This is a genomic window from Streptomyces flavofungini, assembly GCF_014650815.1.
GTDB classification, from domain to species: Bacteria; Actinomycetota; Actinomycetes; order Streptomycetales; family Streptomycetaceae; genus Streptomyces; species Streptomyces flavofungini.
Window position 1 is genome coordinate 244,221 of sequence record NZ_BMVR01000003.1, and the last position, 20,785, is coordinate 265,005.

General features: G+C 73.4%; 21 protein-coding genes. 8 read left to right on the top strand and 13 right to left on the bottom strand.

Annotated elements, in window-relative coordinates; all coding sequences use genetic code 11:
* Positions 1–4: 4 nt before the first annotated feature.
* Entirely contained in the window at positions 5–1,966 is a 1,962-nt protein-coding gene (locus tag IE274_RS40175) for a sigma-70 family RNA polymerase sigma factor (RefSeq protein WP_190114969.1), read from the top strand.
* 327 nt (positions 1,967–2,293) lie between these two features.
* Positions 2,294–3,523: an MFS transporter gene (locus tag IE274_RS08320; RefSeq protein ID WP_190114970.1), complete on the top strand. Its 1,230-nt coding sequence runs from the start codon at positions 2,294–2,296 to the stop codon at positions 3,521–3,523.
* Here IE274_RS08320 and IE274_RS08325 read toward each other — a convergent pair whose 3' ends face one another.
* From IE274_RS08325 to IE274_RS08335, 3 genes are all read right to left on the bottom strand, one after another.
* A complete protein-coding gene (locus IE274_RS08325) occupies positions 3,524–4,195 on the bottom strand; it encodes an AIM24 family protein (RefSeq protein ID WP_190114971.1) in 672 nt (223 codons plus the stop codon).
* 165 nt (positions 4,196–4,360) lie between these two features.
* Positions 4,361–5,215, bottom strand: a complete 855-nt coding sequence (locus tag IE274_RS08330; protein ID WP_229909373.1) for a glycoside hydrolase family 16 protein — start codon at positions 5,213–5,215, stop codon at positions 4,361–4,363.
* A 411-nt stretch (positions 5,216–5,626) separates the two neighbouring features.
* The gene (locus tag IE274_RS08335) at positions 5,627–7,147 is read right to left on the bottom strand and encodes an integrin alpha (RefSeq protein ID WP_190114973.1); all 1,521 of its coding nucleotides are present in this window, start codon (positions 7,145–7,147) and stop codon (positions 5,627–5,629) included.
* A gap of 228 nt (positions 7,148–7,375) precedes the next feature.
* Between IE274_RS08335 and prcB the strand changes: the two genes are divergently transcribed.
* Entirely contained in the window at positions 7,376–8,221 is an 846-nt protein-coding gene (gene prcB / locus IE274_RS08340; RefSeq protein WP_190114974.1) for a proteasome subunit beta, read from the top strand.
* A 42-nt stretch (positions 8,222–8,263) separates the two neighbouring features.
* On the opposite strand, the gene IE274_RS08345 is transcribed toward prcB, so the two are convergent.
* The gene (locus IE274_RS08345) at positions 8,264–8,659 is read right to left on the bottom strand and encodes a MerR family transcriptional regulator (RefSeq protein WP_190114975.1); all 396 of its coding nucleotides are present in this window, start codon (positions 8,657–8,659) and stop codon (positions 8,264–8,266) included.
* Between the two features lie 61 nt (positions 8,660–8,720).
* Between IE274_RS08345 and IE274_RS08350 the strand changes: the two genes are divergently transcribed.
* Complete coding sequence (locus IE274_RS08350; RefSeq protein ID WP_190114976.1) at positions 8,721–9,851, top strand: oxidoreductase; 1,131 nt, start codon at positions 8,721–8,723, stop codon at positions 9,849–9,851.
* Positions 9,852–9,897: 46 nt separating this feature from the next.
* Here the strand turns inward: IE274_RS08350 and IE274_RS08355 are convergent, their stop codons facing one another.
* Both IE274_RS08355 and IE274_RS08360 read right to left on the bottom strand, forming a co-directional pair.
* Positions 9,898–11,172: a CynX/NimT family MFS transporter gene (locus IE274_RS08355; RefSeq protein ID WP_229909375.1), complete on the bottom strand. Its 1,275-nt coding sequence runs from the start codon at positions 11,170–11,172 to the stop codon at positions 9,898–9,900.
* 165 nt (positions 11,173–11,337) lie between these two features.
* A complete protein-coding gene (locus tag IE274_RS08360; protein ID WP_372447212.1) occupies positions 11,338–12,132 on the bottom strand; it encodes a FadR/GntR family transcriptional regulator in 795 nt (264 codons plus the stop codon).
* Positions 12,133–12,326: 194 nt separating this feature from the next.
* On the opposite strand from IE274_RS08360, the gene IE274_RS40180 reads away from it, so the two are divergent.
* The 3 genes from IE274_RS40180 (at position 12,327) to IE274_RS08375 (ending at position 15,018) form a co-directional block, all read left to right on the top strand.
* Positions 12,327–12,986 carry a hypothetical protein gene (locus tag IE274_RS40180; RefSeq protein ID WP_190114977.1) on the top strand — a complete coding sequence of 220 codons (660 nt, stop codon included), beginning with the start codon at positions 12,327–12,329 and terminating at the stop codon, positions 12,984–12,986.
* Between the two features lie 300 nt (positions 12,987–13,286).
* A complete protein-coding gene (locus IE274_RS08370) occupies positions 13,287–14,030 on the top strand; it encodes a helix-turn-helix transcriptional regulator (protein WP_190114978.1) in 744 nt (247 codons plus the stop codon).
* A 19-nt stretch (positions 14,031–14,049) separates the two neighbouring features.
* Positions 14,050–15,018 carry a threo-3-hydroxy-L-aspartate ammonia-lyase gene (locus IE274_RS08375; protein WP_190114979.1) on the top strand — a complete coding sequence of 323 codons (969 nt, stop codon included), beginning with the start codon at positions 14,050–14,052 and terminating at the stop codon, positions 15,016–15,018.
* Positions 15,019–15,071: 53 nt separating this feature from the next.
* Here IE274_RS08375 and IE274_RS08380 read toward each other — a convergent pair whose 3' ends face one another.
* Both IE274_RS08380 and IE274_RS08385 read right to left on the bottom strand, forming a co-directional pair.
* Positions 15,072–15,689 (bottom strand): histone deacetylase, encoded by a 618-nt coding sequence (locus IE274_RS08380; RefSeq protein WP_190115345.1) that lies wholly within the window; start codon positions 15,687–15,689, stop codon positions 15,072–15,074.
* A gap of 65 nt (positions 15,690–15,754) precedes the next feature.
* Positions 15,755–16,378 carry a TetR/AcrR family transcriptional regulator gene (locus tag IE274_RS08385; protein WP_190114980.1) on the bottom strand — a complete coding sequence of 208 codons (624 nt, stop codon included), beginning with the start codon at positions 16,376–16,378 and terminating at the stop codon, positions 15,755–15,757.
* Positions 16,379–16,599: 221 nt separating this feature from the next.
* Between IE274_RS08385 and IE274_RS08390 the strand changes: the two genes are divergently transcribed.
* Entirely contained in the window at positions 16,600–16,845 is a 246-nt protein-coding gene (locus tag IE274_RS08390; protein WP_190114981.1) for a DUF2630 family protein, read from the top strand.
* Positions 16,846–16,917: 72 nt separating this feature from the next.
* Here IE274_RS08390 and IE274_RS08395 read toward each other — a convergent pair whose 3' ends face one another.
* The 5 genes from IE274_RS08395 to IE274_RS08415 all read right to left on the bottom strand — a co-directional run bounded on the left by IE274_RS08395 (position 16,918) and on the right by IE274_RS08415 (position 20,757).
* Positions 16,918–17,628, bottom strand: coding sequence for an HAD family hydrolase (locus tag IE274_RS08395; RefSeq protein ID WP_190114982.1), 711 nt, complete (start codon positions 17,626–17,628; stop codon positions 16,918–16,920).
* A gap of 113 nt (positions 17,629–17,741) precedes the next feature.
* Positions 17,742–18,434 carry a phosphatase PAP2 family protein gene (locus IE274_RS08400; protein ID WP_190114983.1) on the bottom strand — a complete coding sequence of 231 codons (693 nt, stop codon included), beginning with the start codon at positions 18,432–18,434 and terminating at the stop codon, positions 17,742–17,744.
* A gap of 33 nt (positions 18,435–18,467) precedes the next feature.
* Positions 18,468–19,400, bottom strand: a complete 933-nt coding sequence (locus IE274_RS08405; RefSeq protein WP_190114984.1) for a M56 family metallopeptidase — start codon at positions 19,398–19,400, stop codon at positions 18,468–18,470.
* Between the two features lie 137 nt (positions 19,401–19,537).
* Entirely contained in the window at positions 19,538–20,209 is a 672-nt protein-coding gene (locus IE274_RS08410; protein ID WP_190114985.1) for a DUF5134 domain-containing protein, read from the bottom strand.
* A gap of 161 nt (positions 20,210–20,370) precedes the next feature.
* On the bottom strand, positions 20,371–20,757 hold the full coding sequence (locus IE274_RS08415; protein ID WP_190114986.1) for a VOC family protein: 387 nt from the start codon (positions 20,755–20,757) through the stop codon (positions 20,371–20,373).
* Between the last annotated feature and the right edge of the window lie 28 nt (positions 20,758–20,785).

The window sequence follows — 20,785 nt, forward strand, 5'->3', positions numbered from 1 at the left end:
CGTCATGCCCGTGACCGATGTGCACCGCACGGTCGACGCGGTCTTCAAGCTCGAGTCGGCCAAGATCCTTGCCACGCTGACCCGGATGGTGCGCGACGTCGCACTCGCCGAGGAGCTGGCACAGGACGCGCTGGTCGCCGCGCTGGAACAGTGGCCCACCTCGGGTGTCCCGGACAACCCCGGCGCCTGGCTCCTCGCGATCGCCAAGCGCCGGGCCGTCGATCACATCCGGCGCTCCCAGCGCCTGGAGCGCAAGCAGGAGCAGCTCGCCCACGAACTGGACCCGGCCGGAGCCGATCGCGAACCCGAGCAGGACGACGTCCTGCGGCTGATGTTCATCTCCTGCCACCCGCTCCTTCCGACCCAGGAGCGCCTGGCCCTCACCCTGCGCCTGCTCGGCGGCCTGACCGCCGGGGAGATCGCGCGGGCGTTCCTGACCGGCGAGCAGACGATCACCCAGCGCATCGCCGCGGCCAAGCGCACCCTCGCCGACGCGCAGGTGCCGTTCGAGCTGCCGCCGGGCGCCGAACTGGCGGAGCGCCTGGCATCGGTGCTCGAAGTCATCTACCTGATCTTCAACGAGGGCTACGCGGCGACGTCCGGCGACGACCTGATGCGCCCCGGCCTCACCCTCGAAGCCCTGCGCCTGGGCCGCCTCCTGGCCGAACTCGCCCCGCGGGAGGCCGAGGTGCACGGCCTGGTCGCCCTCATGGAGATCCAGCAGTCCCGTGCCGCCGCGCGCACCGGACCGTCGGGGGAGCCTGTCCCCCTGCACGAGCAGAACCGGGGCCGCTGGGACCAACTGCTCATTCACCGCGGCTTCACCGCGATGCTGCGCGCCCGGGAGATCGGAGCCGCCCCCGGGCCCTACGTACTCCAGGCGGCGATCGCCGTGAGCCACGCCCAGGCGGCATCCGCCGAGGACACCGACTGGGTCCAGATCGCGGCGCTGTACGAAGCGCTCGCCCGACTGCTGCCGACACCGGTCGTCCAGCTCAACCGGGCCGTGGCCGTCGCGCACGCGCACGGCCCTCAGCAAGGCCTCGACCTGGTCGACTCCTTGACGTCGGACCCCGCCCTGCAGGACTACCACCGGCTCCCCGGCGTCCGCGCCGACCTCCTGTTCCGACTGGGCCGGTCCGCGGAGGCCCGCCGCGAGTTCGAACGCGCCGCCCAGCTCACCCGGAACGTCGCCGAGCGCGCCTTCCTGCACCGCAGGGCGCAGGAGATCACCACCACCGACGCCCAGGGCCCCACGCTCGGGCAAGCCGCCCAGGACTTCCTCACCCGCGACGACCTCACCCCTTCTTCCCTCCGCTCCTACACCCAGACCCTGCGCCGCCTGTGCCGCAGCCTGGGGGAGCGGCAGCCCCTGCACGCCCTCACCCCGCAGCAGGTGGCGCAGGTGTTCGCGACCACCTGGACGGACGCCGCGGCCACGACGTGGAACCGGCACCGATCGGCCGTCCGCTCGTTCTGCGCCTGGGCCGGCCTGGACGACCTCACCGCCGACCTGGAGCGCCGCACCGGACCCGGGCACGCCACGCGACCGCTGTCACCGACGCAACTCGACGCCCTCTTCAGCCGCACCGGACTGCCCCTGCGTGAACGGACCTTGTGGCGGCTCCTGCACGAGTCGGGGGCCGGGGTGACGACGGTCCTGTCCCTGAACGTCGAACACCTGGACCTGGAAGACCGCCGCGCGCGCACCGGCAGCACCTGGGTCTCCTGGCGCTCCGGCACCGCCCGGCTCCTGCCCGCCCTGCTGTCCGGCCGCACCCGCGGCCCCCTGTTCCTCGCCGACCGCCGCCCCGCCCCCGCCCGCATGCCCGCCGCGGCCGACCTGTGCCCGGACACCGGCCGCCGCAGGCTCTCCTACGAACGGGCGGAGTACCTCTTCAAGCAGGCCACCAAGCCCTTGGACGCGGCCGCGAACGGCTACACCCTCAGCCGGCTCAAGCCGTAGCCGAGTGGCGACGGGTCGGCGTGCCGGGGCGTGTCCGAGGCCGCACATCGGTCACCTCCTCTCGGCAGTGACAGCGGCAGTGACAGCGACAGCGGCCGCGGCCATCGCGGGCCATCGCGGCCCGCCCACCGGCAAGAGAGCGCAATCAACGTAGCGCCGACGCCAGTTGGGGAAAGGCGGTTCGGCCGCACGTGCCGATGGGCGGTGCGCACCGGGCATGATAGAAAGTGGAACGATAGTCCCGGTAGTTGTCCGTGCGGGCACGCGTGCCGGTTGACCGCGCGTGCCCGCACGGCCCGAGGGCCGCTTCCAGCGACAGGACGACCGATGGCAAACGCGTACCGCGAGATCTTCACCGCCCCCGGCACCAAGGCGTTCAGCTCCGCCGGCCTGATAGCCCGGCTTCCGCTGCCCCTGACGCACATGGGCATCCTGACGATGCTGTCCGAGACGACCGGCGAGTACGGCCTGGCCGGTCTGGTCGCGGGCACCTTCACCTTCTCCATGGCCTTCCTCGGCCCGCAGGTGTCCAAGGCCGTGGACCGGCGCGGGCAGAGCCGTGTCCTGCCGCTCGCCACCGGCGTCAGCGTGCTCGGCCTCGCGGCGCTGCTGGTGTGCGCCACCGGCGACGCGCCGAGCTGGACCCTGTTCGTCTTCGCCCTGCTGTCCGGCCTGATGCCGAGCATGAGCGCGATGGTCCGCGCGCGCTGGACCGAGATCTACCGGGGCACCCCGCAGCTCACCACCGCGTACTCCATGGAGTCGGTGGTCGACGAGCTGACGTACGTCATCAGCCCGGCGCTCGCCGTGGTCCTGTCCACGGCCCTGTTCCCGCAGGCCGCGCCCCTGTTCGCGGGGCTCCTGCTGGTCGTGGGCGTCGCCCTGTTCGTACCGCAGAAGCGCACCGAGCCGCCCGTGAAGCCGCGCGTCGCGAGCGGCGACGACACGTCCGCGATCCGCTCGGCGCCCGTGCTGCTGCTCGCGCTCGTGCTGCTCTGCGGCGGGGTGATCCCCGGCATGGTCGACACGATGGGTCTGGCGTTCGCCGAGGAGCAGGGGAACAAGTCGCTCGGGGGTGTCATCTTCACCGTCTACGCGATCGGCTCGGGCCTGTCCGGGCTGCTCTTCGGGGCCCGGAGCTGGAGTGTGCCGCTGCCGCGGCTGCTACTCCTCGGGGTTGCCGGGACCGCCCTGACCACGCTGCCGTTCCTGCTCGTCGACGGGGTGGTGGGGATGTGCGTGGTGGTGTTCCTCGCCGGGGTGTTCTTCGCCCCGACCATGGTGGTGGTCATGGGCATCGTGGAGCGCATGACGCCGGAGCACCAGCTCACCGAGGCGATGACGTGGATGATCGCGGGCCTGCAGAGCGGCGTGGCGATCGGCGCGGCGGTCACCGGCGTCGTCTACGACCGCTTCGGCGCGACCGCCGGGGTCTCGGTGGCGCTGGTGGCGGGCGCCGCCGCGCTCGTCCTGACGCTGTGCGCGCTGCCGTCGCTGCGCACGCGGCTCGCGGAGGCGGGGACCGGGACGACGGTGTCCGCCTCGGCGTACGCCTGACTACTGCGGCTTGTGCGGGGTGGCCTCGCTCGGGCGGACGACCACCACGCCCTCGCCCTCCAGCTTGAGCTGCACCGCCTCGCCGGAGCCGCCGCGGATCATCGAGCCGATCGACTGCGAGCGGTGCAGCGACGTCTGCAGGCTGGTGGTCCAGCCGACGACGGCGTCGGTGTCCACGAACACCGGGGCCTGCGGCGACACGGGGATCACCAGCGGCTCGCCCTCGCACATCAGGCCCAGCCTGCCGTGGCCGGTGAAGACGCTGTTGAAGAGGCCGCCGCCGGAGATCCCCGAGCCCTTCACGGTCTTGATCTCGTACGACAGGGACGCGTCGAAGCACAGGATGTTGCGGCCGTTGACGGTGAGCGAGTCGCCCTGCTCGATGTCGACGACGAAGCAGCTCTGCGCCTCGTGCGCGAACCACGCCTCGCCCTGCCCCTTCACGGACATCAGCGGCAGCCCCTCGCCGGTGACCGCGCGCTTCAGCATCCCGCCGACGCCCTGGCCCTTGCGCTCGAACTGCAGGTTGCCGCGGTAGGCGACCATCGCGCCCTGGCGCGCCATCATCTCGCCGCTCACCACGTACCGGATGGACTTCGAGTTGTGCAGGCTCATGCCGGGCGCCGTCGCGGGCTGCGCCACGTGGTCCTTGGAGAAAAGGTCGCTCTTCATGCGGGCATCGTGCCCCGCGCGGGGGTACCCCGCCAAGTCTCCGGGAGTGTACGTCCACCGGACCGGGGTCGCGCCCGCGTGCGGGCGGCCGCGACTTTCGGCCAGGGGCGCTTCGACTTAAGGCGGGGCACCCGTCGCTGGTCAGCAGGTCAGCAGGTCGGCAGGTCAGCCGTTCGTGACGCGGACGTAGTCGACGGTCAGCGTCTGCGGGAAGGTGGTGCTGCCGTCCGGGTCGCCGGGCCAGTAGCCGCCGACGGCCAGGTTGAGGATCAGGAAGAAGGGCTTGTTGAACACCCACTGCTTGCCGCCGAGGTCCGCCGGGGTGCGGGTCTGGTAGACGTGCCCGTCGACCGACCAGGTCACCTTGTCGGGCGACCAGTCCACGGCGAAGGTGTGGAACTTGTCCGCGAACGCCTCGCCGCCCGGCAGCGAGTACGCGGCGCCGATGCCGCCCGACCCGGAGTAGCCCGGTCCGTGCAGCGTGCCGTGGACCGTGTTCGGCTCGAAGCCGACGTTCTCCATCACGTCGATCTCACCGCTGTTCGGCCAGCCCACGTTGCCGATGTCGGCGCCCAGCATCCAGAACGCGGGCCACATGCCCTGGCCGCGCGGCACCTTCAGGCGCGCCTCGACGCGGCCGTACGTCGAGGTGAACTTGCCCGCGGTGTTGAGCCGGGACGAGGTGTACTCGCATCGGCCGTACCAGCACTGGTAGTTCTCGGGGTTCTCCTTGCGGGCGGTGATGACCAGGTTGCCCTGGCCGTCGAGCTTCGCGTTCTTGTTGCCCGAGGTGTAGTACTGCCGCTCGTGGTTGTTGACGTTGTCGCCGGTCTCGACCTGCCACTTGCCGCCGTCCACCCCGGACCCGGCGGGGCCGTTGAAGTCGTCGGAGAAGGCAAGGGCGGCCTCGCGCTCGGGCGCGGCGGCGGCGCTGGGAGCGGCGGTCGCGGCAGTGGCGCAGCAGACCAGGGAGAGTGCGCAGAGCGCCGCGCGGCGGCGCCAGGAGAGGGACACGGTCATCACATCGCTTCGAGTGGGGGGGGAGCGGACACGCATGCCGTGGGGGGGCATGGTGGACGTGCGTTGCGGTCGTACCGTTGGGCGTGCGCATGACAAGATCACATCGAGAGTTGAACGCGGTACGCGATCCTCCGCGACGCTTTCTTCACTGCTTGATTTAAGGCAGGTGCGCAGGGGCCGTCAAGGTGTTGGTGCGGACCAACTGCCGAAAAGGCGGGCCAACAGCCGTACGGGCGGCACCGTCTGCCGTGCGGGCGCACCGCCTGCCGTACGGGCGGGCCGACGGGCGAAGGGGCCGACGGCGCTCAGCACCGTCGGCCCCTTCGCTGTGTCCGTCACGGCCGCTGCCCCGGCCGTGACGGACGCGTTCCCGCGCGCCCCCGCCTCCGGCAGGGGCCCACGGCCGGTCACTCACTCGTCGACGGCCGCCCCGAACGCCGCGTCCTGCGCGGGCGCGCCCAGCGAACCGGCCCCGTACGTCCACGACCCGGCGGCGGTGACCCCGCCCGCGCCCGCCGAAAGCACCCACACCACGCCGTCGTCGGTGTTCTCGCCCGGCGCCGCGGCGAGCAGCCCGAAGCGGCCGTCGCGGTTGGGGTCGGTCAGGCGCACCTGGGCGCCCCACTTGTCGCCCTTCTCGGCGTCGCCGGGGACGTCGGCGGAGTTCTGGTCCCACGATTTGGCGCCGGTCCCGGTGAGCCCGGCGGCCGTGCCGCGCAGCACCCACACCGCGCCCGCGTCCGCGACCGTGCCGATGTCCTCGCCGGGCGCGCCGATCGCCACGTCCGCGTAGCCGTCCTTGTCCGTGTCGGCGACGGACAGGTCGGCGCCCCAGCCGTCCCCGCGCTCGGCGGTGCCGGGCACCCCCGCGGCGTCCTGGGTCCACCACTTCACGTCCTGCGAGATGCCCTCGGCGGAGCCGTAGCGCACGCCGACCAGGCCGCCGGTCATCGTCTCGCCGCCGTCGTCGGGGGAGTGGGGCTCGCCCGTGACCAGGTCGTCGAAGCCGTCGCCGTTGATGTCGCCGGACGCCGCGGCCGGGCCGCCGCGCAGGTCGCGCTGGTGGGTGAGGGCGTCGGCGCCGCCCTTGAAGTACGCGGACCAGCCGTGCCCGGGCTCCTCGTCGCCGACGGTCACGCCGGACACCACGAGGTCGGCGTAGCCGTCGTCGTCGTAGTCGCCGGTGGTCAGGGACTTGGGCAGGATGTGGCGTTCCGCGGCGCGTTCCTCGGCGCGCTCATCCCCGCGCGCGGCGGCGCGGCCCGAGGCCAGGTGCTCGGTGGCGAGGCGCTTGAGCGGCGCCGCGCTGCGGGCCTGCGGCGCCGCGTCGTACACGAAGAGCTCCAGGTCGTCGCGGTCCAGCACGGCGAGGACGTCGCCGGGGGTGTCGCCGGTGAGGCGCGCGGCGGTCACCGCGGACCCGAACTTCTCGCCCTTGGTGGGCTCCTGGGTCTGCAGCCAGTCGCTCGCGGCGCCCGTGAGGCCCTGCTTGGAGCCCCAGAGGATCGCGACACCACCGGCGTCGGCCTGGTCGCCGATGTCCTCGCCGGGGATGCCGATGACCGCGTCGTCGTAGCCGTCGGCGTCGAGGTCGCCGGTGGCGACGGCCGTGCCGAAGCCGTCGGCGGCCTCGGCGGCGCCCGCGACCCCGGCCGTGGACTGGCTGAACCGCGCCACGTCGCTGGTGCCGATGCCTCTGGAGGAGCCGTACTGCACGGTGACGAGGCCCGCGCCCTTCTTGCCGCTGACCGTCGCGCCGGGCGCGCCGACCAGGACGTCCTCGTACCCGTCGCCGTCGAAGTCACTGTTGCGGTCGTTCGCGTGCGTACCGCCGGGGGTGCCCGCGACGGCGGCGGGGGCGGCGGCGATGGCCGCGCCCGAAACGAGGAGGAATGAGGCCGCGGCGAGGGCGGCCGAACGGTTCTTGCGCACGAGCGACTCCTGTGCGGGAAGGTGGCCGGGCAGCGCGGGGGTGAGTCCGGAAAGGGCCCGTTCCTCGTCCGGCGCCCTGTTCGACCGCGATCGGTGCGCAAGGGTTGTACGGGATGCCGCTGCCGGTTCACCGGGCCGTCGTCCGCAACTGTGGCCCGGGGTTCAGGACTTGAGGGCGGGGGGTAGGGTCCGCCACAGGATGCGTCGGGCTGCTCGGGAGGGGCGCGCATGACCACAGATCCACGGGGGTCGGGGGGCCTCCCGGCCGCCTTCACGGCCACCGAGACCTCGTCCTTCCTGGACTTCCTCGCCGGGCAGGCACCGGACCTGCTGCCCGCGCGGCGCGCCCTGCCCGCCGCGCACGACGGCTTCGAGGCGCCGCACGGCACCACGATCGTCGCGGCCACGTACGCGGACGGCGTCCTGGTGGCGGGCGACCGCCGGGTCACGATGGGCAACGTCATCGCCCACCGCGAGTACGACAAGGTCTTCCCGGCCGACGGGCACTCCGCGATAGCGATCGCCGGGACCGCGGGCCTCGCCGTGGAACTGGTCAAGCTCTTCCAACTGGAGCTCGAACACCACGAGAAGATCGAGGGCACGGCCCTGTCCCTGGTCGGCAAGGCGAGCCGCCTCACCACCATGGTCCGCGGCAACCTCGCGCTGGCGATGCAGGGCCTCGCCGTGGTCCCGCTGTTCGCCGGGTACGACCTGGCCAAGGGCGTCGGCCGGATCTTCTCGTACGACGTCACCGGCGGCCGCAGCGAGGAGCGGGGCGTCGCGGCCACCGGATCGGGATCGGTCTACGCCCGCGGCTCGTTGAAGAAGCTCTACCACGAGGGCATGTCCGAGCAGGACATCGTCGTCGCCGCCGTGCAGGCGCTCTACGACGCCGCGGACGACGACTCGGCGACGGGCGGTCCCGACCTGACGCGCCGTCTGTTCCCGCGGATCGCCCTGGTCACCGAGGACGGCTACCGGCAACTGCCGCAGGACGAGGTCGCGTCGGTCGCCCGCTCGGTGGTGGACGGCCGCCTGGCGGAGCCGGACGGGCCTCGGGCCGCGTTGCTCTAGCCGGTGGGAGCAGCCGGAGCGGTGGCGGCGGGCGGGGTCGCCTCAGCTCGCCGCGGCGGCGGGCGTGGGCGCCGTGACCTCCGGCGCCGACGCCGCGTCGATCACCTCGTTCAGCACCTCGCGGGACCGGATCAGATCGCCGATCATGCGGTCGATGCGGTCCCGCTCCGCGCCGAGTTCGACGACCAGGTTCGGGGTCGCGATCGCGGAGGGCCCGCCGTCCGCGTCCCGCATGCACGGCAGCAACTGGGCGATCTTCGAGCTGCACAGCCCCGCCGCGAACAGCTCCTGGATCCGGATGACCCGGTCGACCGCCCCGTCCGGGTAGTCCCGGTGGCCGCCCGGCGTGCGCTCCGCGGTCAGCAGCCCCTGCTTCTCGTAGTAGCGCAACGAGCGTTCGCTCACGCCGGTGCGCCGCGCCAGTTCGCCGATCCTCATGTCCCCCACCGGGCCTTCCGGGCTTGAACTTGACACTGATGACAAGTTCTACGGTACCGGCATGACGAACACAGCAGCGAACTCCCGCCTCTTCGCACCGGCCCACCTCGGCACCCTCGACCTCCCCAACCGCCTCGTGATGGCCCCGATGACCCGCAACCGCGCCACCGCCGACGGCACGCCGACCCCCCTCATGGCCACGTACTACGCCCAGCGCGCCACCGCGGGCCTGATCATCGCCGAGGCCGCCACGCCCAACGCCGTCGGCCGGACGTACCCGAACATCACGGCCATCCACACCGACGCCCACGTCACCGGCTGGCGGGGCGTCACCGACGCGGTGCGTGCCGCGGGCGGTCGGATGTTCCTCCAACTGCAGCACGGCGGCCGGGTCGGGCACCCGGACAACAGTGGCGGCCTGACCCCGCTCGCGCCCTCCCCGATACCGCTGCCCGACACCATCTTCACGCCCGGCGGCCACCAAGAGGCCGTCGTCCCGCGCGAGATGACGGCGGCCGAGGTCGGCGCCACCGTCGCCGACTTCGCCGCCGCGGCCCGCCGGGCCGTCGACGCGGGCTTCGCCGGGGTGGAGGTGCACGGCGCCAACGGCTACCTCCTGCACCAGTTCCTGGGCCAGGGCACCAACCGCCGCACCGACGGCTACGGCGGTTCCGTTGCGGGCCGCGTCCGCTTCGTCGTGGAGGTCGTCCGCGCCGTCGTCGCCGAGATCGGCCCGGAGCGCGTCGGCCTGCGCCTCTCACCCGGCATCAAGGTCAACGGCATGGACGAGGGCGACACCGAGGACCTCTACCCGGCCCTCCTGGACGCGCTCGGGGACCTCCCGCTCGCCTATGTGCACATCGTGTACGCCGACCCGGACAGCCCCGTCTTCCAGGACATCCGCAAGCGCTGGACCGGCACCCTCATCGCCAACCCGATGCTGCCGCGCGACCAGATCCCCGCCGACGGCGGCCGCCACGAGGCCGAGCGCCTGCTCACGGCGGGCGCCGACCTGATCTCCCTCGGCCGCCCCTTCCTCGCCAACCCCGACCTCGTCGACCGGCTGCGCACGGGCGCCCCCGTCAACCCGGTGCGGGGCCACGGCCTCATGTACGTGGGCGGGGCGAAGGGATACACCGACTATCCCGCGCTGACCGAGGCCGACGCCGAGTCCGCCCCCGAGTCCTTCTGACCGGGCGTCGGCGTTCCTGGCCGGGACGCACCGGCCCGACCGGGCCCTACCGCCCCGCCACGTGCCGGTCGCGGGCCGCTCCCAGGCCGACCGCGACCTGCGGCACGAGCAGCACCAGGAGGAGGACGACCGGCAGCGCCCAGTCGTGGGACGCGTCGTGGACGGCGCCGAGGACGGCCGGTCCGGTGGCGGCGAGGATGTAGCCGAAGCACTGGGCCATGCTGGACAGCGGCGCGACATGCCGGGCGTCCGGGGCCCGCTGCACGATGAAGAGCAACGCGAGGCTGATGGCCGTGCCCTGGCCGAGCCCGAGCAGGCTCATCCAGACATAGGCGCCGCCGACGGGGGCGCCGAGCAGCCCGGCGTACGCGATCGCGCACAGCACCGCGCCGAGCACGGCGAGCGTGCCGGAGCGCACCCGCCTGCCGACGATGACGGGAGCCACGAACGAACCCGCGATGCCGAGCAGGGAGGAGAAGGACAGCATCCAGCCCGCGTCGCCCGCGCTCATGCCGCCGTCCTTGAGGAGCGTCGGCAGCCAGGCCGCCGCGGCGTAGTAGTTGAGGGACTGCAACCCCATGTACCCGGTGACCTGCCAGGCCAGCGGCGACCGCCAGAGCCCGCGCACCGGACGCGCTGCCTGCCGGGCCGCCGCCGCGCCGTCCCGCGCACGCGAGCGCGCCTGCGGCAGCCACACGACGAGCGCCACCACCGCGAGAGCGCCCCAACAAGCCAGCGTCGTCCGCCAGTTCATGCCGGACGCCTCCTGCATAGGCAGCGTGACGCCCGCCGCGAGCGCGGCACCGCCGAACAGCGACATCGAGTAGAGGCCTGTCATCAGCCCGGCCCGCCCGGGGAAGTCCCGCTTGATCAGGCCCGGAAGCAGCACGTTGGCGACGGCGATGCCCGCGCCGATGACGACGGTGCCGGTGAACAGCGCGACCACCGAGTCCAGCATGCGAAGCGCCGTGCCCGCGCAGATCAGGGCCATGGTGGCGAGCAGGGCCCGCTCGGTGCCCAAGCGGCGCCCCAGGCGCGGCGCGACGGGTGCGAGCAGCCCGAAGCACAGCAGCGGCAGCGCGGTGAGCAGGCTGGTGGCCGCCGCCGACATGCCGCTGTCGTCGCGGATCGTGTCGGCGAGCGGGGACACCGCGACCAGGGCGGGGCGCAGATTGAGGGCGAGCAGCACGACCCCCAGGCCGAGCCAGAGGGCGGCCCGCCCGGTGACGCCCGGCGGGGCGGCTGCCGGGAGGTCGGCCACCGTGGGACCGGCGTCCGCCCGCGCCACGGTGTCCGTGGCGGCGGGCCCTTGGCTGCGCATGAGGTGCTCCTGGGGGTTGTGCTTCGGTGGTACGTGTTCGGGGGTGGACCCGGCGGGACCGGGTGAGCTCGACGGGGCCGGGGCCGCGCCGGGTCGAGTTCGATCGGCCGGGCCGCGCCGGGTCGAGTTCGACCGGTCGGGGCCGGCCCGCGTGCCGCCGCGGCGTCAGTCGGTCGGCGGCTGCTCGCGCAACGCCGCCATGCCCTCGGCGAGATGGGCCAGCACCGCGGCCTCGGCGGCGGCCGGGTCCCGCGCCTCGATGGCGTCGACGATCGCGCTGTGGGCGTCGATCTGGTGCCGTACGGAATCGGGGACGGCCGCGCCGATCACGGACTGGACGGTGGTGCGCATCGCGTCGCTGAGGTGTCCGTACAGCTCGGCGAGCACGGAGTTGTGGGCCGCGGCGGCGACGGTGCGGTGGAAGGCCATGTCCGCGTCCACGAAGGCCTCGATGTCACCGCTCTCCCAGGCCCGGCCGCGTACGTCGAGCGCGGCGCGCAGTGCGGCCAGGTCCTCCGGCGTGCGCCGCTCGGCCGCGTACCGGGCCGCGTCGCGCTCCAGCGACGCGCGCACCTCGTACGCGTCGAGGACGCTCGCCTTGCGCACCCGCCGCTGCACGGCCGCCCCGAAGTCGCTGCTCGCCCGCACATAGGTGCCGTCGCCCTGGCGCGGCTCCAGCATGCCGGTGTGCACCAGAGCGCGGACGGCCTCGCGCACGGTGTTGCGGCCGACGTTGAGCTGTTCCACGAGCAGGGGCTCGGCCGGGATCTTCGTGCCGACCTGCCACTCGCCGTCGGAGATCAGGCTCTCCATCTGGGCGATGACGAGGTCGACGAGGTTGGTCCGTGCGGTGCTGCGCAGCGGCATCGGTGAGGTGCCCTCTCGGGTGGCGCGGACGGGATCGCGGATCGGTACGCGGAGCGGAGGGGGCCGTTCGACGCCCTCCGACCATGCAGACATGGGAACATCCCATGTTTAAGAGTGTCAACCGACCGGGTCCGCCGAACCCTGTGAAGTGATCTATGGGGGTCCGTTACATGATCTCGGGATGATCTCGGGAAATCCGTAATGCCGGACCAATAGGTTGATTGAGCACTCGCCGGAAGGCAGAGGGCATTTAGGGATATACGTACCGTGAGGGGAACATCGCCACCATGCGTCACACCACCCACCGCCGCAGCACCCTTCGTACCGCCACCGTCGCCATCGCCGCCGGTGCGGCGCTCCTCGCCCCGGCCGCCGTCGCGCTGGCGAGCACCCCGGCCCCGCAGCGCGCCGCCGCACCGGCCGCCGCGCCCAAGCCGGTGAAGATCGACATCGGCGCCGGCGTCACCCTCCAGGTCAAGGGCGGCAAGCCGTACTACAACGGCAAGGCCCTCAAGCCCGGCCAGACCGTCGAAGACGGCATCTACCTGCACCTGAGCGCCGACGGCAAGAAGCTGTACAGCAAGACGCAGGGCGGCGGCACGCCGTACGCGATCTGGGACGTCAAGACCGGCAAGAGCCTCGGCACCCAGAAGACCAGCCCCACCGCCAAGGTGAAGGCCGCCCTCACGGCCAAGCCGTCCACGACCTCCGTGAAGGCCTGGCAGGAACTGCGCGTCAGCGGCAAGGCCGCCGGCATCAAGGCCGGCACCAAGGTGGGCCTCCAGCAGAAGCAGCGCGGTACGTGGAAGTCGCTGCCCGCGACCACCACGGTCAACAAGTCCGGCTCGTACACGCTGCGCGTGAAGCTGGGCCTGAAGGGCAAGAACGAGCTGCGCATGAAGAGCGGCGCCACGCTGTCGCCGGTGTTCACGGTCACCGTGCGCTGACCCTGCCGCCTCCCCCCTACGGCGCCGGGCCCCCGGCCCTCCGTCCGCGGATCATTCCCGCGGACGGAGGGCCGGGGGCCCTCGGCGTTACGGCCGCTCGCACTCCCCGTCCCGGTGGCCCCGTGTGCGTCGAACGAACCCCGTCGGCTGATCGGCATCTGGATTGTTCGTCTAAGGCATGTACATTATGTCCAAGCAGTCGGGATCGCAGCGGCCGGACCGTAGGAGCGGGACCGTGCGGCAACGGGACCGCGGCAACGACACAGGACCGCAGCAACGACGGGGAGCACGAGGACCGACATGAGCGCCGCGGACAGCCCGACAGCAGCCGATGCCGCCCTCGACGGCGACCGGAACGCCGAGCGGGACGCGATCCTCGCCGCGCTCGTCCCCGTGGCCGACGGCATCGCCGCCACCTTCGGGTCGCTGTGCGAAGTGGTCGTCCACGACTACCGGCGGCCGGAGGAGTCCGTCGTGTCGATCGCCGGGTCCGTGACCGGGCGCAGCGTCGGCGGCGCGATGAGCGAGATCGGGATGGGCATGCTCGCCCGCGGCGACGACGCGGGCGACGAGCTGAACTATCTGACCCGCACGCAGGACGGCAAGTTGGTCAAGTCGTCCACGATGCTGCTGCGCGACAGTGGCGACGCGGTGTTCGGCGCGCTGTGCGTCAACCTCGACATCACCGCCGTCCAGCAGGTCGGGGCGCTGATCGGTGAACTCGCCGGGGTGGCGACCCCGGCGGAGGTGCCGACGACCACGTTCGGCGACTCCGCCGAAGTCGTCGACGCCGTCGTCCGGTCCGTGGTCGACGCCTACCAGCTCCGGCGCAGCCGCCCGTGGGGCGAGCTCGACCGCGCCGAACGCGTCGAGCTGTTCCGGGGGTTGGACGAGCGCGGCGTGTTCGCGGTCCGGCGTGCGGTGCCGCAGGTGGCGGCCCGTCTCGGCATCTCCCGCGCCTCCGCGTACAACTACCTCGCCAAGGCCCGGGCCCAGGAGCCCCCGACGGCCGGGCCCGACACCGCACAGGGGGCATCCGCATGACGAGACAGGGAGCATCCGCATGAGCAGCACACCCCCGGTCACCCTCGACGACGTCCGCGACGCCGCGGCCCGGCTCAAGGGCGTCGCGCACCGCACGCCCGTGCTGCGCTCGCGCACCCTCAACGCCCGTGTCGGCGCGGAGGTGTTCCTCAAGTGCGAGAACCACCAGCGCGTCGGCGCCTTCAAGTTCCGCGGCGCCTACAACGCCGTGTCGCGTCTCTCGCCGGAGCAACTGGCCAAGGGCATCGCGTCGTTCTCCTCCGGCAACCACGCCCAGGCCGTCGCCCTCGCCGCCCGCGAACTGGGCAGCAGCGCCGTCATCGTCATGCCCGAGGACACCCCGCGCTCCAAGCGGGAGGCCGCCGAGGGGTACGGCGCCGAGATCGTCACGTACGACCGCTACACCGGCGACCGCGTCGCCATCGGCGCGGCCCTGGCCGCCGAGCGCGGCCTCGCCCTGATCCCGCCGTACGAGCACCCGCACGTCATCGCGGGCCAGGGCACTGCCGCCCTTGAACTCATGGAGGAGGTCGGCGAGTTGGACCTGCTCCTGGTGCCGGTCGGCGGCGGGGGGCTGATCGCGGGCAGCGCCACCGCCGTGAAGGGCCTGAGCGGTGACGTCCGCGTGGTCGGCGTCGAGCCGGCGGCGGGCGACGACACCAAGCGCTCGCTCGCGGCCGGACACCGGGTGACGATCCCCGTGCCGCGCACCATCGCCGACGGCCAAGCCGCCGAGATCCCGGGCGAGTTGACGTTCTCCATCAACAAGCGGCTCGTCGACGACATCGCCCTCGTCTCCGACGACGACATCCGGGACGCGATGCGGTTCGCCTTCGAACGCCTGAAGACCGTCGTCGAGCCCAGCGGCGCCACGGCCCTCGCGGCCGCCCTCAGCGGCCGTGTCGACCGCGTACCGCCCCGCATCGGGATCATCCTCTCCGGCGGCAACGTCGACGCCGGGCGCTTCGCGGAACTCTGCGGGTCCTGACCGGTCAGGCCCCGGGGGCACGGCGGACGACGTGACCCCGCACGGCTGGGCGGTCAGTCGCGCAGCAGCCCCGCGACCCGCTCGGCCGTCCACCGCCCCGCCGCCCCCGGGCACGCCGCCAGGTACCCGGCCACGGCGGTCTCGTCCCACGCCGCCGCCTCCAGGAGCCCGGCCGCCAGGTGCCGGAGATATCCCTCGGCGGGGGCGTTGAGCGGCACGTCCCCCAGCGCCCACGGAGCGGTGAACGTGAGCACCGGCAGGCCGTCCAGCGTCCCCGGGCACACCAGCGTCTCGTAGCGCCCCTCGCCGAGCCGGGCCCGGCCGTCGCGCAGCGCCGGGGTCAGGTCGGGGCCCGTCCCCGGCGCGCGGTACATCTCCTGGGCCGCGATGTCGCGGAACTGCTCCGCCGTCACCAGATGGGCGCGCGCGTACACCCGCCCCCGCGCGTCGGGGTCGTAGAACGCCCGGCCACCCGACCAGAGCGCGGACTCGGTCGCGAAGTACACGACGCCCCGCAGCTCCACGGGCACCGAGGCCCGGGGCGGACGCGGGTCCCGGCAGCCGGGGGAGGCCAGCGAGGCGCCGGGAGGCCGGCCGCCCTCGATGTAGTGCAGGAGGCGGCCCCGCCGCGTGTTGGAGCCGTAGGCCGCGTACCAGACCAGCTCGGGCACGACCGGCTCCGCCTGCTCCGCACCGCCGGGCTCCGGCCCCGGCGCCTGGACCGTCCGTACCCGGCTCACGTCTTGAACGTCCCCTCCGGCGGCTCGTCGCCCGGCGGGACGCCGCAGTTCCAGTCCAGGTCGTACCGCTGGAACAGCTCGGCGCGCAGTACGTCGAACGGCATCGGCGCGCCCGGGATGAGCAGCGCGAAGACCGCGCCCATCAGCAGGGCGCGCAGCATCCGGTAGTCCGTCTCGGCCTCCGGCGACCCGTGCCGGGACACCGCCTCCCGCAGCAGGAACGCAAGACGCTGCTGCTCGGGGCACTGCACGAAGCCCTCGGCCTGCAGGATGCCCGCCATGTGCGTGCGCATCAGCTTCGGCTGGTCGCGGGCGAGGCCGAGGATCGCGTCGATGGCGCGGGCCAGCAGCTCGTCGCCGTCCTCCGTGCGCGGCTCCCGCTCGAGCCCGGCCTGCAGCGTCATGTGCATCAGACGGTGCACGGCCGACTGCAGGAGCTGCCGCTTTCCCGGGAAGTAGTACGACACCAGGCCGCGCGCCGAACCGGCCCGGTCGGCTATGTCGCCGAGGGTCGTGGCCTCGTACCCGCGCTCGCTGACCAGCTCCACCGTCGCCTGCAGAAGCCGCTCGCGGGAACGTCGGCGCAACTCTTCATTGACCGATGGGCTACGCGGGGACATCCTGTAACTCCTGCGTTGACTGGCTCACAGCCAATATACTCAGGAAGACCCGGCCCTGGCCGTCATGGGCCGGTGCGGCCTGGGGCAGGCAACACCGCGGGGGAGTGTTGCCTGCCCTTTGGCAGCCGCGGGCCCGGGCTGTCGTGCCCGCCGCCGCGCTCTTCTCGCGGATCCGGCTCCGCCTCCTTACAGTGGGCCTGGGGCCGAGGAGGCGCTTGGACATGGACCAACAGCAGATTCTGGCGCGGATCACCGACATGGTCGACGCCGAGAAGACCCTGCGGGAATCGCTCGCGTCCGGAGCGATCGACGAGACCACGGAGCGGGCCCGCCTGAGCGTCCTGGAACGGGAACTCGACCAGTGCTGGGACCTGCTCCGCAGGCGCCGGGCGAAGGAAGAGTTCGGCGGCGATCCCGACACGGTGCGGGTGCGCCCGGCGGCGCAGGTCGAGGGCTACCAGTCCTGAAGGCGTGGGCAGTGGGCGCCTGAACCGGACGGGGCCGGCCTGCCCCGGACGTCGGGCGGGTGGCGCCTGACCTCAGCGTGCGCCCGCGCCCTCGACGAGCCCCAGCACCGGCCGCAGCCCGGCGGGCCGCCGCGCCACCGGCAGATGCTCCACGAAGTGCACCGCACAGCCCAACGCGGCCGCACCCCCGTCCGCACGCCGGTCGTCGCCCACCATCAGTGTGTCCTCCGGAGCCACCCCGAGCCCGGCGCAGGCCTGCGCGAAAAGCCTGACGTCCGGCTTCTGCACGGCATGCTCGTACGACAGGACGTACACGTCGACGTACGGGTCCAGGCCGTGCGCCCGGAAGACGGGCCGCAGATCCCACCCGATGTTGCTGACGACCCCCACGCGTACGCCGAGCGCCCGCAGCCCCCGCAAGACCTCGGTCGAGTCGTCGTACGGCCGCCACGCCTCCGGAGTCCGATGGCGCTCGTACAGGGCGTCGTACAGCGCGGGCTCCGGCAGCTCCACGGTGCGGGCGAGGCCCGTGTACGCCGCCCGGTGCAGCTCCGCGCTCTCGTCACGCCGCGCCCACAGCTCCGCCAGCGCATCCGGTACGTCGACGGTCGGCGAGCCGCCCGGCAGCGCGCCCGCCCGGTCCAGCGCGTCCGCGAGCCGCGCCACCTCGTCCTCCGGCAGGGTCAGCCGAAGCGCGGCGAGGGTGCCGCGCAGCCAGGAAGCGGTGGACTCGATGCGGAACAGCGTCCCGGAGAAGTCGAAGAGCACGCCCTTGATCGCCATGGGGCGATCCTCCGGGACCGGGCGAAGGGGGGTCAAGGACGCCGCCGGGTACCGGAGGGGGACAACGGCGCGGTCGGCCCGGCTGTCGGGGAAGCGGGCCGCCCGGACGCGCGTCAGACGCGTCCGGCCCGCTCCGGCCGCTGCTCCTCCGGTGCGAAACGCTCGTACACCGCCACGGCCAGCGCCACCGTCAGCCCGCCCAGCAGCGTGCCCGCCACGACGTCCGACGCCCAGTGCACCCCGAGCCACACCCGCGTGAACCCCACACCCACCACCGACACCACGACCACAGCGAGCCCCGCGCGCCACACCGGCACCCCCACGCCGTACAGCCGCATCAGCCACAGCATCAGGCCGCACACCACGGTCGCGGTCATCGCGTGCCCGGAGGGGAACGCCGCGTAGTTCGCGGAGTCCACCGGGTCCGGCCACACCGGCCGCTCCCGCCCCACCGCGGCCTTCAGCCCCTGCTGCACCAGCGTGCCGAGCAGGCAGGTGGCGGCGAGCCAGGCCGCGAGCCACCACGTGCGCCGGGCCAGCAGCCACAGCACGACGACGGTGACCAGGGCGCGCATCGTCCAGGGGTCCCAGACCCAGTCCGTCAGGATGCGCGCGGTGTGGGTCAGGGTCGAGTGGTCGACGGCCCAGCGGTGGGTGGTGCGTGCGATGTCGCCGTCGAGGCTGAGCAGGGGGTGCCAGTCGGCGGCCACCAGGACGAGGAGCAGCACGGACGGGGCGGCGAGGAACAGGGCGGCGCGCGGGGCGCGGGTGGTGCGCCGGGTCGCTGCGGGCGGTGCGGAAGGCATGCGGTGATCCTGGCCGATGGAGGGCGGCGGCACCTAACCGAGGGCGCGCAGCGCCGGGACGAAGGCCACGAGGAGGGGGACGACGGGGACGAGCGCGGCGGCCGCCGTGAGCCGAAGGCGGCGCCCGGCGGTGAGCCGCGGGCGGGCCGACAGGAGCCGGTGCACGCGCTGCGGAACATGCGCCTGCGGGGTCGGGCAGGGCCCGAACACGCCCCGCTCCTCGTTGAGTTCGACGAGGGCGAGGGCGATGGTGAGCCGTCCGAAGCGGCGGGACGCGACGTCGTCGGCGGCCAGCTCCACCAGCCGGTGCATCTCGTCGCGGAACGCGGCGAAGACGGGAACCTGCGGGAAGCCCGCGGCGAGCGCACCCGAGCAGTGCAGCAGCCAGTCGTGCCTGGCCTGCGCGTGCCCCTGCTCGTGGGCGAGCACCGCATCGAGCTGACGGCCCTTCAGACGGCGCAACGCGGCGGTGGTGATGACCAGTTGGGGCGCGGCGCCGGGCAGCCACCAGGCGTCGGGCCGCTCGCCCTCCAGCACCACGAGCCGGTCGGCGCCGGGCTCCTCGCCGGGCAACAGCGGTGCCCGCACGACGAGTTCGGCTCGCCGCTTGCCGCGCCGGGTGCGGGCCCGGGCGATCTCCCGGGTGAGCATCGCGGCGGTCCACACGCCACCGCACGCGAGCGCCACCGCCGTCGCGGCCGCCCACGGGGTCGGTCCGAGCGCGTACGCCTCCACGACGTCACGAGGAGCGGGCGCGAACAGCTGCCCCCGCACCGCCTGCCAGGCGGACGCCGCACTGAACGTCATCGACAGCGCGCAGCACAACAGGACACCCGCCACCACGCACTGCCACGCCCACAGCGCGACCACCGGTTCGCGCTCCACCCAGTCGGCCCTCGCGAGCAGCCTGGGGGCGACGACGGCGGTCAGCGCGCCCAGCAGCAACAGCGCGACGGGGACCATCATGGGTCAACCCTATGAGGGGGGCACCGCACGGGGGTATGGGCAGCCCCCGCAAGTGACGTACGCCACGACGGAATCAGGCGTCACCGGCGCGCGGCCCTCCCGCACACCCCACCCACCCGCCCGGCGCGCAGCGCCCCTCACGAAATCAGCACCAGCATCGCCAGCATCCCCATGCTCATCGCGAGGCGGCACACCAGTACCAGCTCCGGCCGGTCCGCCCAGCCCACGCCGTGGTCCAGCTCGGCACCGCGGCACGACGCACGGCCCCCGGGCCCGTCGAGGCGCCCTCCGGGCCCGCCCAGTTGCCCGACGTGACCGCTGGGACGCCCCCCGGGCCCGGCCGGAACCCCTTCGCCCCCACCCACCACCGCCCCCACGGGCGCGAGGCGCGCCCCCGAGAACAGCACATGCCCGGCGAAGTACAGCAGCAGCGCGCCCGTCACCACCGGCACCCCCGCACCTCCGTGACCCGCGTGGCCCCCCGGTGCCACCACCATCGCCGCCGACATGTAGACCATGGCCAGCGCGCCCACGGCATGGTGGAGCTGATGCGGTCCGCGCCGCACGGGCCACGCCATCCGCAGCCCGGCCACGGCGAACACCGCCGTGTACCCGAGCCACACCCCCCGTGGCGGCTGCACCACCGTGGCGGGCAGGGCCATCACCGCCATGCCGAACCCCATCAACGCCTCAGCACCCGCCGTACGCCGCTGCTCCTCGACCCGACTGCGCATCCGCAGCAGGCAGTAGGCCCCGCTCCCCGCACAGAGCACCACGAGCAGCCAGCTCGCCGACCCCGGTCCGTGCACCTGAGCACCTCCTCGATCGACGTCACGCCGTCGTCGGGTCGATGCCCGGCAGCGGGGCGGCGTACGGGAGCGCATGGAGGTACGGCGGGAGCACGTCCCGGGCGCGCGTGGCCGCCGAGTGCGCGGCCCGGGGAGCGGAGGCACGGCCGGGCCGGGTGTCCTCAGGGGCGATAGCGCAGCGGATGCCCCTGAGGAACCTCCACCACCGCGATCCGCGTGCCGTCCGGGTCCGCGATCCACATCTCGATCAGGCCCCACGGCTCCCGCGCCGGCGGGCGCAGGATCTCGACGCCGCGGGACGCCAGCTCCGCGTGGGCGGCCGCCGCGTCCGCGACCTGGAGCCACAGGCGGACGGCGGGGGACGCGGGTGCGTCGGAGCGGCCGGAGAGTTCGAGGTAGCCGCCGCCGAGGAAGTAGACCGTGCCGCGGTCCGGTCCCGTGCCGAACTCGCGGTACACGGCCAGGCCCAGGTCGCGGCCGTAGAACGCGCGGGAGCGCTCGGGGTCGGTGGGGGTCAGGAGGATCCTGCTGCTGAGTACGTGCACCATGCGCCGCAGACTAGGTCCTGTCCAGCGG